This is a genomic window from Photorhabdus temperata, assembly GCF_025384845.1.
Classification (GTDB): domain Bacteria; phylum Pseudomonadota; class Gammaproteobacteria; order Enterobacterales; family Enterobacteriaceae; genus Photorhabdus; species Photorhabdus temperata.
The window spans coordinates 17228-32124 of the sequence record NZ_JAJAFX010000040.1; the positions used below are offsets into that span (position 1 = coordinate 17228).

Genomic DNA, 14897 nt, shown 5'->3' on the forward strand with positions numbered 1-14897 from the left:
CAAAACAGCGAAGGCAAGGCGTCAGGTATTGACAGCCAGCCAAGTCAATACCTTAGCCAACCCCTCCCTCGAAATGGCAAACCACCATAGACTTGCCATAAGAGGGCCTTCATGTCGTCGTCATGCAGCAAACAGGTAGAGTCGGATGTGGCGCGGTAATTATGGATTTTCCCCTCACTAGACATTAAACTAATTTAATAAAAAATAACCCACATCTTGATAATATTTTGGCGGAACATATAGGTCATAACCCTTTTCTTTACAAAGGCATCTTAATTCTATAATTGATCCGACAGATAATTTCTCATAGATACTTTCAAAACATTTTTCCACAGTACAGCATGATATCTTCATTTCTACAGCTATATCTTTATTATTGAGGCCGCAGCAAAACAGGTAAATGACTATCCACTCTTTCTCTTTTAATATATCGTTCGGCGGCCTAAAATTAACAGGAATAAACATATGGTGTTTAATATAATGAGATATTGCAAAATACTCTATTTCTCTGGCGTGAGAAGCTACACCAATACATTGATTATTTTCATCCATTAATGGGAACTTGTTATAAAAATAAGATCTAAATCGTTTAATTTTCTCTACTGGGTAAATCCCTATGGCTGATATTTTCTGCATATGCTTTAAGACCTTACTGTCGTGCTCTTCAAACAAATGGGCAAAATGACTAAATGGTGTGAGTAGTTCTTTTTCAGAATATCCAATAACATCAAAATTTTTAGGGAGTTTATTAACTTGAATAAATGCTCTGTTTGCGTAAATTAAACGACATTCTCTATCTTTTACAAACCACAGTTCAGAGCTTCTATCCCACATATTTGTTAATTGATGCGTAATTAAAGGAAAATTTTTGCATCTCGATTGAATCATATACAAGCAGTCCTTAAAACATTATTTTTCATTAAATCATTTAATATATAAGTGCATATCCTAGCAGATAATAATGCCCAAAATTTATCATAAATAACAAATAACGGAAAAGACAGTATAACAGAAAGAAAAAGTACACATAATCGATGAGGATTACGCATTATATTCCTTCTACATCGTTCAATTAAACATTCAAAATAAAATTATTTGGTAGATTCACATAATAAGTGCAACATCGTTAATCTTGAAGTAAACATGTTCGTATTCTCTTAAATAATTCATTTGGTGTTTTCCCACCCCGTGTTTTTCGGAGGCGATTACTTACTCGGCTTACCACAAAATTTATTTCCTGATCAGAGATTTCATTAAAATCGGTTCCCTTTGGAAAAGATTGTCTGATTAACCCATTGATATTCTCATTGTTCCCTCTTTCCCAAAGCGAGTAAGGGTGAGCAAAGTAAATTTGGGTTTCTAATTTTTCACTGATGATTTCATGATCTGCGAACTCCAAACTGTTATCGAACATGATGGTCTTAACCATTTGTTTTAACTGGCATAATACTTTCACTGCCGCTTTCGAGACTTCTGATGCCCGCTTGCTATCAAGTTTAACGATAATTATATACAGCGTTTTGCGGTCAACGAGTGTTAATAATACACTTTTTTATCTTTCCCTATTATCGTATCTCCTTCCCAGTCACCAATACGTTCTTTTTTATCAACAACTTCCGGGCGTTCATCAATACTGACCCGATTTTTAATTTTACCTCTTCTTTCACAGCGACCATAGCGCTTGCGATAAGGTTTTCTGGCAATTCGCATATGTTGCCATAAATCACCCACCTCTATTTTATCTTGATAAATCGTCTCATGATGCAAAGATATCCCTTCATGTTGCTTCAAATAATCAGCCACCTGTTCAGGGCTTAAGTCTTTCCAAAACATAAATCTCAGGCCGTAAGCTTAATGTGTTGTTCACTAATACCAATAAGATCAAGCAGAGCCATTAAACGTAAATATCCATCAGGAATTTCGATTACCTTTCTGATTTCCCTTTTTAATTTTCCTGCTAGAACCGTACTTAGAAGGTGAGTGTTCTCTGACAAAATATCGGGAGGATCCCTGAACTCGAGGCATTCATTATTTGCACTCAACATCTCTGGGCAGCAAAGTTTAAGTTCAGCAATAATGCTTTCAGGTACTTTGCAGGGATAACTCCCGAATCGGACAAACCCAATGGCACCATCAATCGCCGATATCTTGGTTGTATGAATATCTTCAGGATTAAAAAAAACGAACATATAGCAAGGAAACAAAGCTTTGGGTTTTGCCCTACGCAATGACTTGCGATCTGAACGAGGAACAAAGCATTCCCTGACGGGCATATAACATTCCACTCCCTCTCGAGAGAGTGTATTCATTATTGAAGGGGAACGGCGTTCATGATGATAGAGAATATACCACGATTTCATATAGTTACCCAGATTTAACTTGTAGGACAGGCAACTCCTCCGCCCAATTCGTACCAGTTGGGAGTTGTCTGACATTACATTGAAAAATTGAAATAAAGAAAATACAGTTATCAATGGAAATCGTACCAGATTAAAACACAAAAACACACACAAACTGTCCTTTTTCATGAATCCTTTTGATTTTTAAATAGTTTCTTAATAGAATAGAATTGCTGGATTACCGAAACGCATTAGAGAATGGAAAATGCCCTTACCTGTCAAAAAAACAAAAGATAATATAGTTAAAAACATTAACTATTTAATAAAAAGCAGAGAAGAGTCCAAATTATCTTTCTCAGAAAAGTCAGGTGTAACAAGATCCACTGTGTATAAGATTCTTGATGGCAAGATAAAAAACATACAGAAAGGCACAGTAGAAAAAGTTGCCAATTTCTTTGGCGTTTCTGTAAAACTATTGGAAGAGCACGACATTGCTTCCATAGAAGAATCAGAGAATAATCCTGACGGAAACATAAACCCTATAAGCGTACCCATCATAAAAGAAAGCCAACTTCATAAAAAATTTTCAAGAAAAATTAGCCAATTAATCGTTGAGTGTGATAACACATACTGTTACACAAATGAAAGGAACATCATTTGCATCAAGTTAGAATCAGATAAAAAACCATACTATCTTCGTGGCGAGATGTTATTTGTTCGCCGTTTTTTTAAGGGTAATGATGATGAATTACTCGTAACAATTAGGAATAAAAACATTGAGATTAAAGGTGAAATAGTCTCTGACGACTTGTTGATTGGTTATATTATTGAGGAAAGGGTTGATGAGAAAATTTAAGTTAATGGGATTTAAACGGGGAAAGTGTGTAAAGGCAATAATATTAGTGACTACAACAGGGAAAACATTCACGTCTCCCTTGGATAAAATTGTAGAAAGCGACATAATTGAAAATCTCTCTCACATGGAAAATAAGGAGATATACAGAAAGCTATACTCGAGTGGAACAACAAAATCATATTATGAATTTGAGGAGCGAAACGAAAGAAATTGGTTTTTATATCTTTATCTTTGCATCTTTTTATCAGTGTTATATCTATCATCTAACATTATTGGTATAAAACCAGCCCATGTATTTGGATTAACAGTTCCTGCCGCCATATTCATTTATCCATTAACATATATAATTTCAGATATACTTAACGAATTTTATGGATTACGTTTTGCAAGAAAAGCGATTAATTCTGCTTTTCTGAATAACCTTACATTTTGTTTTCTGCTTTACCTAAGTACGAAAATACCGGCACTGGATAATTGGGAATTTTCTTCCAGTTTCAACAGTATTGTGTTCGATATGATGGGAGTTTTGTTTGCCTCATCTGTATCATACATAGTTTCTGAACACACAAACGCTTATCTTCTTTACCGGCTAAAATTATTGACAAAGGCCAGATTCCTCCCATTCAGGGTAATAACTAGCACGATCATATCATCCTTTGTTGATAGTTTTATATTTATAAACATGGCTTTCCACCACCTGGGGCAACATATGGTATGGAGTATGATTGGAGGTCAGCTTCTTATTAAACTCATTTATGCAATTATTGGCATCGTACCTATATACATGTTCAGATATCTATTTAATAAATTTATTTACCAGAAATAAAAGGAGCTAAAATGAGCGATTCCCATTTCACTATTTCAGAATTACCACTTGGTAAAGATACAACTTATCCAGAAAAATATTCACCAGACTTACTTCATGGTGTCCCCAGATCTCTCGGCAGATCATCCTTATCAATTAAGGATACACCTGAGTATGGTGAGGATATCTGGAATCTTTATGAGCTATCCTGGTTAAATAAAAATGGTTTACCACAAGTTGCCACAGGAAGAGTGTCCATTAATGCTCACAGTAAAAATCTGATAGAGTCTAAAAGTTTCAAGCTCTATTTAAACAGCCTGAATCAGACAAATTTTGAAAACTGGGACGATGTGCATAATACCATAGTTAACGATCTCGAAAATTGCGCTTCTGGAAACGTAGCATTAGAACTCTATCCTGTTACTGACATCAGTGTTCAACAGGCTGGAAACTTTGAAGGGGTATGCATTGATAATCAGGATATAAATATCGCGGATTTTAGATTCAGTAATGCTTACCTGAACAATGCAATAGGTGATGAGTATATAGAAGAAACGCTTGTCAGCCATTTGCTGAAATCGAACTGCCTCATTACAAATCAACCTGATTGGGGATCGGTTCAGATTCATTATCAGGGTCGTCGTATCAATAGGGAAGCACTTCTTAGATATTTAGTATCATTCAGACAACACAATGAGTTCCATGAGCAATGTGTGGAACGTATTTTTAATGACCTGAACTATTTCTGTAAACCAGAATACCTTGCAGTTTATGCTCGTTACACTCGCAGAGGAGGCCTAGATATTAATCCTTGGCGTAGCAATACACCTTTTAAACCTTCCCATTTCCGACTAGCAAGGCAATAATTAATATGCTGCAATCCCTTTTACTCTTTTAAGGGATTGCAGATAAATATTAGTGGCAAATCTGGCTCAGTTCAACCTCATTTCAAGATACTGAGTGAGCTAAACTTAAGCCCATTCAATCAAAAAGAACAATCAAATTAACTGGCAGATTCACATAATAAGTGCAACATCGTTAATCTGGAAGTAAGCATGTTCATATTACCTTAAATAATTCATTCGATGTTTTCCCACCCCGTTTTTTCCATTTAGCCACGGTCTTGGGATTAATATAATAACGTTCAGCAAGGACTTTTAGGCTTTCTTGACTATTTTGTATTCCTCGACGCATTGCCTCAGTCGTTGTGACGCACCGGTGTAAAATCTGTCCCATAATTGCTTCTTCGATTGAATGGAAATTATCATACCATCAAAATCTGGGACTAAATACCTAAGCCAGTTCGTTATCCATTATTTTTTAAACAATAAATAGCAGTTTTGTTGTCACTTAATGCAAGAAAAAAAGTGATAATTGCAAGCATGGCGATTTTCAAATGCAAGCCGCTAGTGTGTCACGAATGCACCAAAGTGTAAGCTTCAGGTGCAATGCTGTATCAAAGATGAGGGCGGGTCCCTCGGGATCGGCGTACAGGCGCAGGTTCCAAACCACCTTGAGCTGCATCAGTAAAGAGCTGTTGTAGTGAGCGTCAAGGAAAAGGCGCAGGTAAATGCGTCAGGTAGGTGCTCAGGAGACGAGTGCAAACGAACCATCGTTGAGGTGTCGAAAGCATAAGATGTCGTCAAAACTGGAGACTAGCTGCATTCCAGGATCAGCTTGGGGGATGCCCTGTTTACTGCCCAAGTGGCGACCGGCATAGAGATGGCGTGAACTGAGTACAAGCTTTGATACGGAACGTGAGAACCTGTCGCCTCGATGCTAAGGGAGCGATCCAAGCGGAGACCCCGTAAGGATTTGAGTACCGATGCGAGGCACAGGGGCGGAGCAGTCCGTAGTAGTGAGGAAGATCCTGTAATGGGATTGGAGCGAAGGGGCTGCATCGTTCAGCCTTCAAGACAGAACAACCAGCAATGGGAGGATTCCGTTGGAAAAGGTAAAGTCATTCAATATTTCCAAAGCCATCGTGTGGAAAGCATACCAATGTATCAAAGCGAACAGGGGAAGTGCGGGTGTGGATCGCCAGTCGATCACAGACTTTGAGATGAACCTAAAGGCAAATCTCTACAAACTCTGGAATCGGATGGCATCCGGGAGTTACTTTCCGCCACCGGTACGGCGGGTAGATATTCCCAAAAACGGCGGTGGTACACGACCACTGGGCATTCCGACTGTTTCAGATCGAATCGCACAGATGGTCGTCAAACTGGTACTGGAGCCAGAAGTAGAACCTCACTTCCACCCGAACTCCTATGGTTATCGACCCGGTCGGGCTGCTACTGATGCTGTCGGCGTTGCCCGGCGTCGGTGTTGGCACTTCGATTGGGTTGTTGATCTGGATATCAAGGCTTTCTTCGACAGTATGGATCATGAATTGCTTATGCGGGCAGTACGGAAACATACATCGTGCCAGTGGGTGGTACTGTACATCGAAAGATGGCTTAGTGCTCCCGTTCAGTTGCCGGATGGAACAGTTCAGTCTCGGGACAAGGGTACGCCACAAGGTGGGGTTATCAGTCCGCTCTTAGCCAATCTGTTTTTGCATTATGCGTTTGACAAATGGATGCAGCGCAACCACCCGAACAAGCCATTTGAGCGTTATGCTGATGATGTGATTGTTCACTGCAAATCGCAAAAGGCAGCCGAAAGGCTGTTTCGGGACATTGGCCAGCGATTCACTGAGTGTGGATTAACACTGCACCCGGACAAGACGAAGGTAGTTTATTGCAAAGATGGCACAAGACGAGGAGATTATCCGGTGATCCATTTTGATTTTCTCGGGTACAGGTTCCAACCTCGATGTGCACAGCGTCGGGATGGAACGCTGTTCCTCAGCTTTCTACCTGCTGTCAGTGTGAAAGCAGCTAAGGCGATGCGGGAGAAAATTCGAAGATGGAAAACGCACCGATGGACACAGTTATCGATCAAGGAACTGGCTAATAGTCTCAACCCTGTTTTACGGGGTTGGATCAACTACTATGGCAAATTTTATAGATCGAAGCTTGCTCCGGTTTTGGATCAACTGAACTATGCTCTTGTGCGATGGGCAAAACGGAAATATAAACGGCTGGGTAGCGCTTCACGGGCAACGGCATGGCTAAAGCGTGTAGTCGCGCGGTGGCCTAGTCTATTCGCTCATTGGCCGATTACTCATGCTGGTATGACTGGACGATAGGAGCCGGATGAATCGAGAGATTCATGTCCGGTTGCGTGAGGGCCTGCGGGTGAGATCCCCTCGGGCTACTCGACCAATTAAATGACTTGATATGAACATGGATCCACTCAAACATGGCGATATTCTTATTGATTAATGCTTTCTTTAGCTGAATTCGCCTCACTGAGCTGCCACGCCTGATAGCCCTGCTTGGAAAGAAAGATGAACAGAGCGTATCCCAGTCCAGCCAACAGTGCCAGCAGAATGCCAATATAGCTGCTAGAAGTCTGTCCCGCGAAACTAAACAAGCAATAGACACCCACCATGATCAACACAAACGACAGGCACTTGTTGATGTTCATTCTCTCCCTTAAAAACAGCGACGACAGGATGAGCGTGATACCACCAGCAGCATAGGTCAGGAAAGAGACTAACGGAACAGACGCTTCCTTGAACGCCCAAGTTTCAAAGAAGTACAAACAGAAAATCCCGAAGAAAGCGAGCAAAGCAAACTGGTGACTTTTGTGTCGTAAAGCACACAACGTACGCCGCTCAGAAGGCTTCGCCAGGCAATACACCACCAATATCAAGAAAGCGATAAAACACTTCCAGAATGCCACCTGATGGTGACTGGCCCCAGCGTTGAGCCCGAAATATGTCAACACACCAATTGTGCCATTAAGCGCCGCTGCCGTTAGTGCATAGCATTCAGCCCTTTGATAAAAAGTGTTACTCATAACACGCATGTTCCTTGTGCAGAGATTCGCTTGTCGTCACATATGAAGTTGCTCATAATTTAGCGAGAACACTCCAACGGTAATACGACACTTTGGATTTCAGAATTCTTCATGTTGTTCTACCTGTTTTTGGGTAAAAATAATGTTGATACAGTATATACGCGCGCATTAAGAGCATTATTCACGACCGCCGAAAATTCATTAATCTCTATTGACAAAGGCTCGTATCTCAACCACCCCAAAGTACAGTCAAACAGTGCTTCCAGACGTACCACAAATTCAATCGCATCACGTGGAGGGATCTCCAACCGTCCGCGCTCGATTAATTCTTCTGCATTATCACCTGTCGTGTCGCAGGCGACTTTGATTATCAATTGCCGAATGTAATTCATTGATATTGACTTGGTTTCTCCCAAAATCTTTCCGCATGACAAACTACCTGATTTGCATTGAAGCGCACTGGCGCCAGCCTCCGTACCAATGGCGCGAATAATAGCAATAGGGTCAACTTCGGCCAGTTTAAAACGACCTTTCACCTCTGCGGCTGTGTGAACCAGAGCACGTTGAATCGAGGTTTCAATTTCCTCAGTTATGCCATAGGGCACCAGTCCGAGCTGTTTGACGCATTGCTGGCATTGGCTGTCAGAGAGTAAATTGGCATGATGAGCAAGCAGGTATTCCTTGCAGCGCTTAAACTTACTTTTCCAGCCTGTCACTTCATCTGCAATTGTGGAGGCAGAGTTTACATTCACAGCGATTTCAGGAACATGGTGTAACACCAAATCACGCAAAGCCGCATTTTCCGGCACTGTAATCAGCTGTTGCAACGTGGCAGTCAGGCCGCGACGATGTAACAGACTGACACCAATTCGTTCAGCGGCAACAGGTGATAATGGCGCTTGTATCATCCGTGTCAGTGTCTGCTCCGGCCACATCGCTGAAAGCAGCAATCCCAGTTGCCCTGCTGTAGTGTGAAGGATCCCCCACTGGTTTTGGTCAGTTTCGGCTCTCTCCAGTTTTTCAACAATACAATGGAAGGCTTTCCAGGCACTTTCAAAACCGGCAATGCAAGCTCCAGTGACCTCATCACGTACAGACCGATTCAGGCAGAGTGCTGCTAACGTTGTGGCAAAGGGCAATGAATAGACGGTAATACGTTGAGTAGAAAAATCAACCGCTGCCCGGTAAGTGGCATAAGCGCGAAACAGCTCACGCCAAGGAGGATGACCAACCATTTCATATACATGAGAAACGTCATCGTTAGGAACATACGAGAAGTCATAAGCTGTATCGAACAGCACTCGCAACCAGAGCACCAATTGATGTAGATCCTTAGCTTGCCAACCTGCACCATCAGTACGCTGCATGCGCAAAAAAAGCGTCCAGGTGCCTAACTGACAGACCCGATTCAATGATACCCGCCATATAGGTTCCCATTCGACGATACGCAATGCCAACGCTTCGAATACATGTAAACGGCCAATGTCCTCTTCCAGAGCATTCGGTAATTCGGCAAATTCAACAATCAACTCTTTCTCATTGAAAAGGAAGCTGGCCTTGTGTACCACAAAGGGGAGTGAGATCTCTAAAATGTTCCGTGTTAACCTCAGCAAACAAGAGCGTGCATCGCCAAAACCATCTGCGATATTTATCAGTTTGCGTAGAGGAGCAGGCAGTTCAGAACCTGATCCAGTTCGGAAGCGAGCCAGCATCCACTGATGTAAGAGATTGTGTAGTTGATGTGCATTTTCTAAAGGGAGCTGCTCAGGATCCATATTACCGGCAATGGGAATTAGAACTTGCCAACGTAAGAAGTCGTCTCCCAAACATTCCGCAATATCTTCTTTTAACTCAAGAAAAAAATTATCTGGTATGGATTGATAACGAGCACGCTCTATCCATCTTAAGAAAGAGCGTAATGCAGCCTCCTCCGTGGCAGAAAGAGTCGACAGTTGAGCAAAGGCAAGCCAACCACTCAGCAGATCCAAGTAACGTTGATATGCAATGGGATCACGCCGATCTACCACATCGGTTAATACAGCCTTAAGCACCTGATCATAAGTATCCACCAGGTCAATACGACAGAGCCCCTTCAATGTTGGTAAGTTTGCATCATGCAGGGCCTTCATCAGGCTGGCTGTAGCTTGCAGTAAATCGGCTGCTTCGCTGGCGTCAGCCAATGCAGCAGCCACCTTAAAGCGTTTGAGCGGAGCCAAAAAAGCCAGATAGGCGGCAAATGCTTTGGGTGCACATACCAGGCTAGCAAGCGCAGTCGGTGCTAATTGGCTGTGGTGTATTATTTCTAATAGAAAGGCAGGAGAAAGCCCGGATTCTGCTGCACTGACCAAAGCATGTACGATAGTTAGCCGATCGGCATCCTCGTAAATGGGCAGCATTTCTGTATCTGCGAGTACATGAAGTATACATTCCAGCAACAAGTGTGCATCGCCATACGGTGTGGTTATCGTAGCATCAACCCATGGTACCAATCGGATGGATGGCAATTTCTCAATCCATGCTTCGGTTTTGATTAATTGCATAAGCAGGCGCAAATCATTGAGTTGGATGACCCGGTCTGCAAGTGTTGGGATAGCCTTGCATAAGCACGGTAACGCAGATTGCGGATTGCTTTTAGCTGTGAGAACACAAAGATAATCTGCTGTTACATCAGTTGCCGACCAATCAAAAGGTAGAAACTCCATGGCTCTCTCACCTGCCTGTGTAAGGAGCCAACCGGTTAAACTGGGGCTTCGGACAACATTACCCTTTTGTAGCCAGGTGTCTGTTGGAAAAATTGAGCGTTGTTTAAGAGTAGTATAGGCTTCTTCCGTTAACACAGGTAAACCGGTCAACGCGTTTTGCAGAAGATCGGTAATACATTGAGATGTAAGCTCCGCTATCGGCAGGGATTCACTGTCGTCAAACACACGTTGCACTAAAGCCGGCAAATTAACCGATTCGGCAGTTTCCGTTTTCAGTACAATAAGCGGTTTTTGTGCACTAAAGTAGGCCAGTTCATCCATACCATCAATGACTACCCAGGGAACAGCGGGTAGATCTGTTAGTTGGGTAAGAAAAACCGGCAAATTTTGTTGGCGAAACATGATGCCGGCATGTTCACTAGCCACCCCATATTCAACAAAGACAGCGGTAAGCGCCGTTTGCACCGATGGGGGAAGACGCAGATAACGAGACCAGGCATCATCCAATGTCGACGCAGAAAGGAAGCTCCCTAAAGAGGGCGCGGTAGGATGCAATAGAGTTGTCACCGGTACTGCGCGCATACAACGCGCCAACTCGGTTCGCACCTCGGCTGTTAACCGTTGAACACGACGTTCAAGCGTGTAACCCGGTGCAGGGCGTACCTGTACTAACCAAAGTTTATTTACATGCACTTGGCGTAATTGTGAGCCATACCACAAGGGAGCGGCTAATGTCGGCCAATGATAGGCGACCGAGTTTACCCTTGAACCAGGTGATTGCGCCGACGCAAAGCCAAAACCAAACGCCAGTTCTCCCCGAACACCATCGGAGGCGGCCAAGGTCAGTCCGGTGGCTGATACCAGGCCATGATCTGTTTCCAATACCCACTCAGTATCTAACGCAACTTCAGAAAAATGTTGATGCAACTGCATGATAATTTTGTACAAATCATGACATACATCAGCAGTCAGATAGGGTGCCTGTAAAGGTTCCACTAGAGAGGGAATGCCTTCGATCAACTGCTGAACAAAACACGCGATTGGTTGTGGTTGATAATCCGGATTTATTAGCCGCTGCTGTGCAATCGCCTGAGGTTCAAATCCACTAAAAGTAACCGCAGCAACAGTATCGGCAAAATCTGCTGTGCGAGGGCAGATTACACTGGCATAGCCACCCGCATTGACGAAAGTGTCACCATCCTCCAGACCAGCGCTACGAACAATCCAGGGAGGCGGACCACAGACTTCCACTACCTGTTTAACCCAATCGTGCTGCTCAGTAATATACTTGCTGTAGATGGTGCATAGCAGAGCAGCATCAGCCTGTGGAGAAACCGCTGTGATAGCAGGTGCTTCATTGGCAGGAAGTGCTACCAAAGGGGGAATAAGAGCCGAAAAATCGACGTGCTGGGCGAGCTGGTGCAATCGTTCAAATTTTGCAGTCATACGTTTTATTTTCTTACCTCCCACCGCTTTATTTTCTATAACATGTAATGCTGTATTACTGATGCGTATACGCTAATACTGCAACATCACTAATTCAAGCCCTGATAACACAAATATTGCCTGCTCGATAGTCAATACATGGGAAATAACAATGGCTAATTTTTTTCACTCAACACTGTGTATACGCCCTGTTAATCACCTTGGCTTCTCTTCTGACTGAATTTTTTCTTGAATTGAATTTCACCAACTACGAAATGAGATATAAAACCATCGAATCCATGAACCACATAGCACATTTAAAAATCAATTATTATTCTGTCGGAAAACCTATCTGAAACTGATGGTTTCCTTTTCCATCTACCTTATTATGATAGTTCATCTTTCCATTACAACGTCCATATTCATGATCCCCCTATAACTTCCCTAAGTTACTACTATTAGGGCCTACGATAAAAAAACAGCGGAAACACAGATTAGCCCTTGCTAACACCGTTATTTTTGCCTGATTAATGATTAAATCTTCACAATCAAAACTATCGATAATGATTTTGATCATAAAATACACGTTAGAATCACTAACAATAGAATATTCCAACAAACTACCAGAAAAAACGAACTAAATCGTCTGATTCATATCATTATTAATGATAAAACATTAGATTAGATAATAAATATCACTACTATTTCCTCTATTCAAATCATTTAATCAATTGTTTAAATCTGAAAATCACATACAAACACACCAAATCAAACGATTAATTTATAATTATAACATTATGAAATAACAAGATATTTTTATAAAACAGAAAAAAAACACTCTTTTTTTATTTAAGTTGTTGAAAAAGATCATATTTTAGTTAATACTCCTCTCCATCGCATGAGAATAGCCCTAAAGTAAAGATGAAAGTTCCAATTTGAAAACAAGTTAATGATATTAAGAAAAATTTATTGCTATCATAGTTATAATCAAGATGGCAGCTTGTCTAATTGTATTAATATAGCAACACTACGGTTAGCTCAATCAGAACATTGATGTAAATCTCTGTGTAAGATACATGTACCGAGCTTAACAGTAATGGTTCATTTTCATTAATGCAGTTATTTCACTAGTGGACATCCGCTCAACAGACAATAAAGATAAATTTATCCATGCATATATCTTACCCACAAGAGCTTTTCACTGCATTATAGCAATCACCTTGTAAAAATTTCATGATTGGTATGAAAATTTATCGTATCTTAGTACTTGCGATATTTTAACAAAAATAAGAATCATTATTAATAACGTTAAGAGATTTGCAGTAATAAATGATACTTGGGAGAAAAAATTGCTCCTTGGGCTAAAATTAATATCAAACATTATTATTAACAAACATGATGATATATCCAGAAAAGATCACAGAAATTACTGACAAACTATTTATCAGTAAAAAACGCTTAGTAGAAAGTTAAACGCATATACAAAATAGAGGTAAAAACTCAATCGAGTTATATCACTATGTAAATTAATTCAATTATATAATCAGCCATTAAATTATAACTCTGGTTGGGTATATAGTTTTATTGCACAAAAAAATCACACACATCTTTATTAAGGGAAGGTATTTTTAAATGAGAAAGAATTTTATTTGGGCTTCCTTGGCTATGGTCTTGGGGATTTTTACCAGTTTCAATGCATTGTCTTATGATGGAGTCATTAAATTCAGAGGGACAATTATTAATAACGGCTGTACCATTAGTAGCGGGAAAGATCAAACAGTTGATTTTGGAAAAATATCTAAAAGCGCTCTTGGAAGTACACCAGGAACTGTGGCAATTACTAAGAGTTTTTCTATAGAACTAACCAGTTGCCCAGGTTCAACTGTTGATATTGAATTTATTGGTGAAAAAGATAGGAATGATTCTACTCTATACTCCACAACGGTTTCTGGTGCAGGTATCCTATTAGCTAAAAATGATGGAACTAAAATAAATGCCAATACAAAAGCATCTGGTTATACAATCACAACACAAAAAGCCACAATTCCTCTTATCGCAAAATTACAATCAACACATGCTACAGTAGGTGATGGTGCGATTCATTCAGATGTAAACTTCACACTTATTTACCCATAAAATTCAGTTAAAAACTTTATTAAAGTTTATTTATAACTAAAGGAGTAAAAATGCTTCGCTTCATTACTCCCTTTTTACTTGTCCTTTTTATGGGACAAGTACAAGCAGGGATTACCTTAGGCGGCACACGCCTTATCTATAATGGCTCACAAAAAGAAGCCACTATTTCTATCACAAACTCGGACACAGAAAGACCTTATCTTGTTCAGTCGTGGGTAGATAATATCGATAACAGCCAGAAAAAAGTACCGTTTGTTATCACCCCACCACTGTTTAAAGTGTCAAAAGAGAGCGAGCATCAGATCCGTGTTTCATATATCGGCAATCATCTGCCAGCGGATCGGGAATCAATATTTTTGCTAAATGTCAACGCTATTCCAGCAGTGGAAAAAAATGACAACAGCAAAATGATCATCACGATAAAAAACATTATCAAACTGATTTATCGTCCAACCGGGCTATCTGATAATGACGCTAATAATGCAATCAATCGTTTAGAAATATCACGTAATACCAATGGCATTCAGTTAACTAATCCCACTGCCTATTACGTTAATCTTAATGAAATGAGAATTGACGGGAAATCAATCGATAAACCCGGATTTATCCCACCTTTTAGCAACAAGGTATTTCCCACCCAAAATGGCATAAAAAGGGTGACTCTGACTGCTATCAATGACTACGGTGGAACAACAGAAGAGCGCCAATTTAGTTTTTGATCAAAT

Annotated in this window: 10 protein-coding genes and 2 pseudogenes; 6 read left to right on the plus strand and 6 right to left on the minus strand. The window is 40.8% G+C overall.

Annotation, left to right across the window (positions count from 1 at the left end):
- Window positions 1-189: 189 nt before the first annotated feature.
- The 3 genes and pseudogenes from LGZ99_RS15785 to LGZ99_RS24880 form a co-directional block, all read right to left on the minus strand.
- On the minus strand, window positions 190-888 hold the full coding sequence (locus LGZ99_RS15785; RefSeq protein ID WP_262979324.1) for a helix-turn-helix transcriptional regulator: 699 nt from the start codon (window positions 886-888) through the stop codon (window positions 190-192).
- Window positions 889-1126: 238 nt separating this feature from the next.
- Window positions 1127-1830 (minus strand): annotated as a pseudogene (locus tag LGZ99_RS15790) (IS30 family transposase); the annotation flags it as partial.
- A gap of 8 nt (window positions 1831-1838) precedes the next feature.
- Window positions 1839-2360, minus strand: coding sequence for a transcription termination/antitermination NusG family protein (locus LGZ99_RS24880; protein ID WP_390894027.1), 522 nt, complete (start codon window positions 2358-2360; stop codon window positions 1839-1841).
- A 244-nt stretch (window positions 2361-2604) separates the two neighbouring features.
- On the opposite strand from LGZ99_RS24880, the gene LGZ99_RS15800 reads away from it, so the two are divergent.
- Genes LGZ99_RS15800 through queF form a run of 3 tightly spaced genes read left to right on the plus strand, consistent with a single transcriptional unit; the run spans window position 2605 to window position 4866 of the window.
- Window positions 2605-3195 (plus strand): helix-turn-helix domain-containing protein, encoded by a 591-nt coding sequence (locus LGZ99_RS15800; RefSeq protein WP_023043569.1) that lies wholly within the window; start codon window positions 2605-2607, stop codon window positions 3193-3195.
- Window positions 3182-4021, plus strand: a complete 840-nt coding sequence (locus tag LGZ99_RS15805; RefSeq protein WP_021324278.1) for a queuosine precursor transporter — start codon at window positions 3182-3184, stop codon at window positions 4019-4021. The genes LGZ99_RS15800 and LGZ99_RS15805 overlap by 14 nt, the downstream gene beginning before the upstream one ends.
- 11 nt (window positions 4022-4032) lie before the next feature.
- Window positions 4033-4866: an NADPH-dependent 7-cyano-7-deazaguanine reductase QueF gene (queF, locus tag LGZ99_RS15810; RefSeq protein WP_023043570.1), complete on the plus strand. Its 834-nt coding sequence runs from the start codon at window positions 4033-4035 to the stop codon at window positions 4864-4866.
- 232 nt (window positions 4867-5098) lie between these two features.
- On the opposite strand, the pseudogene LGZ99_RS15815 reads toward queF, so the two are convergent.
- Window positions 5099-5236 (minus strand): annotated as a pseudogene (locus LGZ99_RS15815) (IS481 family transposase); the annotation flags it as partial.
- A 748-nt stretch (window positions 5237-5984) separates the two neighbouring features.
- Between LGZ99_RS15815 and ltrA the strand changes: the two are divergent.
- A complete protein-coding gene (ltrA, locus tag LGZ99_RS15820) occupies window positions 5985-7193 on the plus strand; it encodes a group II intron reverse transcriptase/maturase (RefSeq protein ID WP_262979338.1) in 1209 nt (402 codons plus the stop codon).
- A 125-nt stretch (window positions 7194-7318) separates the two neighbouring features.
- Here ltrA and LGZ99_RS15825 read toward each other — a convergent pair whose 3' ends face one another.
- Window positions 7319-7909 carry a DMT family transporter gene (locus LGZ99_RS15825; RefSeq protein ID WP_235184780.1) on the minus strand — a complete coding sequence of 197 codons (591 nt, stop codon included), beginning with the start codon at window positions 7907-7909 and terminating at the stop codon, window positions 7319-7321.
- 119 nt (window positions 7910-8028) lie between these two features.
- On the minus strand, window positions 8029-12057 hold the full coding sequence (locus LGZ99_RS15830; RefSeq protein WP_262979325.1) for a DUF6137 domain-containing protein: 4029 nt from the start codon (window positions 12055-12057) through the stop codon (window positions 8029-8031).
- Between the two features lie 1611 nt (window positions 12058-13668).
- On the opposite strand from LGZ99_RS15830, the gene LGZ99_RS15835 reads away from it, so the two are divergent.
- A complete protein-coding gene (locus tag LGZ99_RS15835; RefSeq protein ID WP_023043575.1) occupies window positions 13669-14172 on the plus strand; it encodes a fimbrial protein in 504 nt (167 codons plus the stop codon).
- Between the two features lie 50 nt (window positions 14173-14222).
- Window positions 14223-14891, plus strand: a complete 669-nt coding sequence (locus LGZ99_RS15840) for a fimbrial biogenesis chaperone (protein ID WP_021324269.1) — start codon at window positions 14223-14225, stop codon at window positions 14889-14891.
- Window positions 14892-14897 lie beyond the last annotated feature (6 nt).

Bases quoted from the DNA above. Each gene is read 5' to 3' on its own strand.
- LGZ99_RS15785 (WP_262979324.1), bottom strand. From the start codon at position 888: ATGATTCAATCGAGATGCAAAAATTTTCCTTTAATTACGCATCAATTA.
- LGZ99_RS24880 (WP_390894027.1), bottom strand. From the start codon at position 2,360: ATGAAATCGTGGTATATTCTCTATCATCATGAACGCCGTTCCCCTTCA.
- LGZ99_RS15800 (WP_023043569.1), top strand. From the start codon at position 2,605: ATGCCCTTACCTGTCAAAAAAACAAAAGATAATATAGTTAAAAACATT.
- LGZ99_RS15805 (WP_021324278.1), top strand. From the start codon at position 3,182: ATGAGAAAATTTAAGTTAATGGGATTTAAACGGGGAAAGTGTGTAAAG.
- queF (WP_023043570.1), top strand. From the start codon at position 4,033: ATGAGCGATTCCCATTTCACTATTTCAGAATTACCACTTGGTAAAGAT.
- LGZ99_RS15825 (WP_235184780.1), bottom strand. From the start codon at position 7,909: ATGAGTAACACTTTTTATCAAAGGGCTGAATGCTATGCACTAACGGCA.
- LGZ99_RS15830 (WP_262979325.1), bottom strand. From the start codon at position 12,057: ATGACTGCAAAATTTGAACGATTGCACCAGCTCGCCCAGCACGTCGAT.
- LGZ99_RS15835 (WP_023043575.1), top strand. From the start codon at position 13,669: ATGAGAAAGAATTTTATTTGGGCTTCCTTGGCTATGGTCTTGGGGATT.
- LGZ99_RS15840 (WP_021324269.1), top strand. From the start codon at position 14,223: ATGCTTCGCTTCATTACTCCCTTTTTACTTGTCCTTTTTATGGGACAA.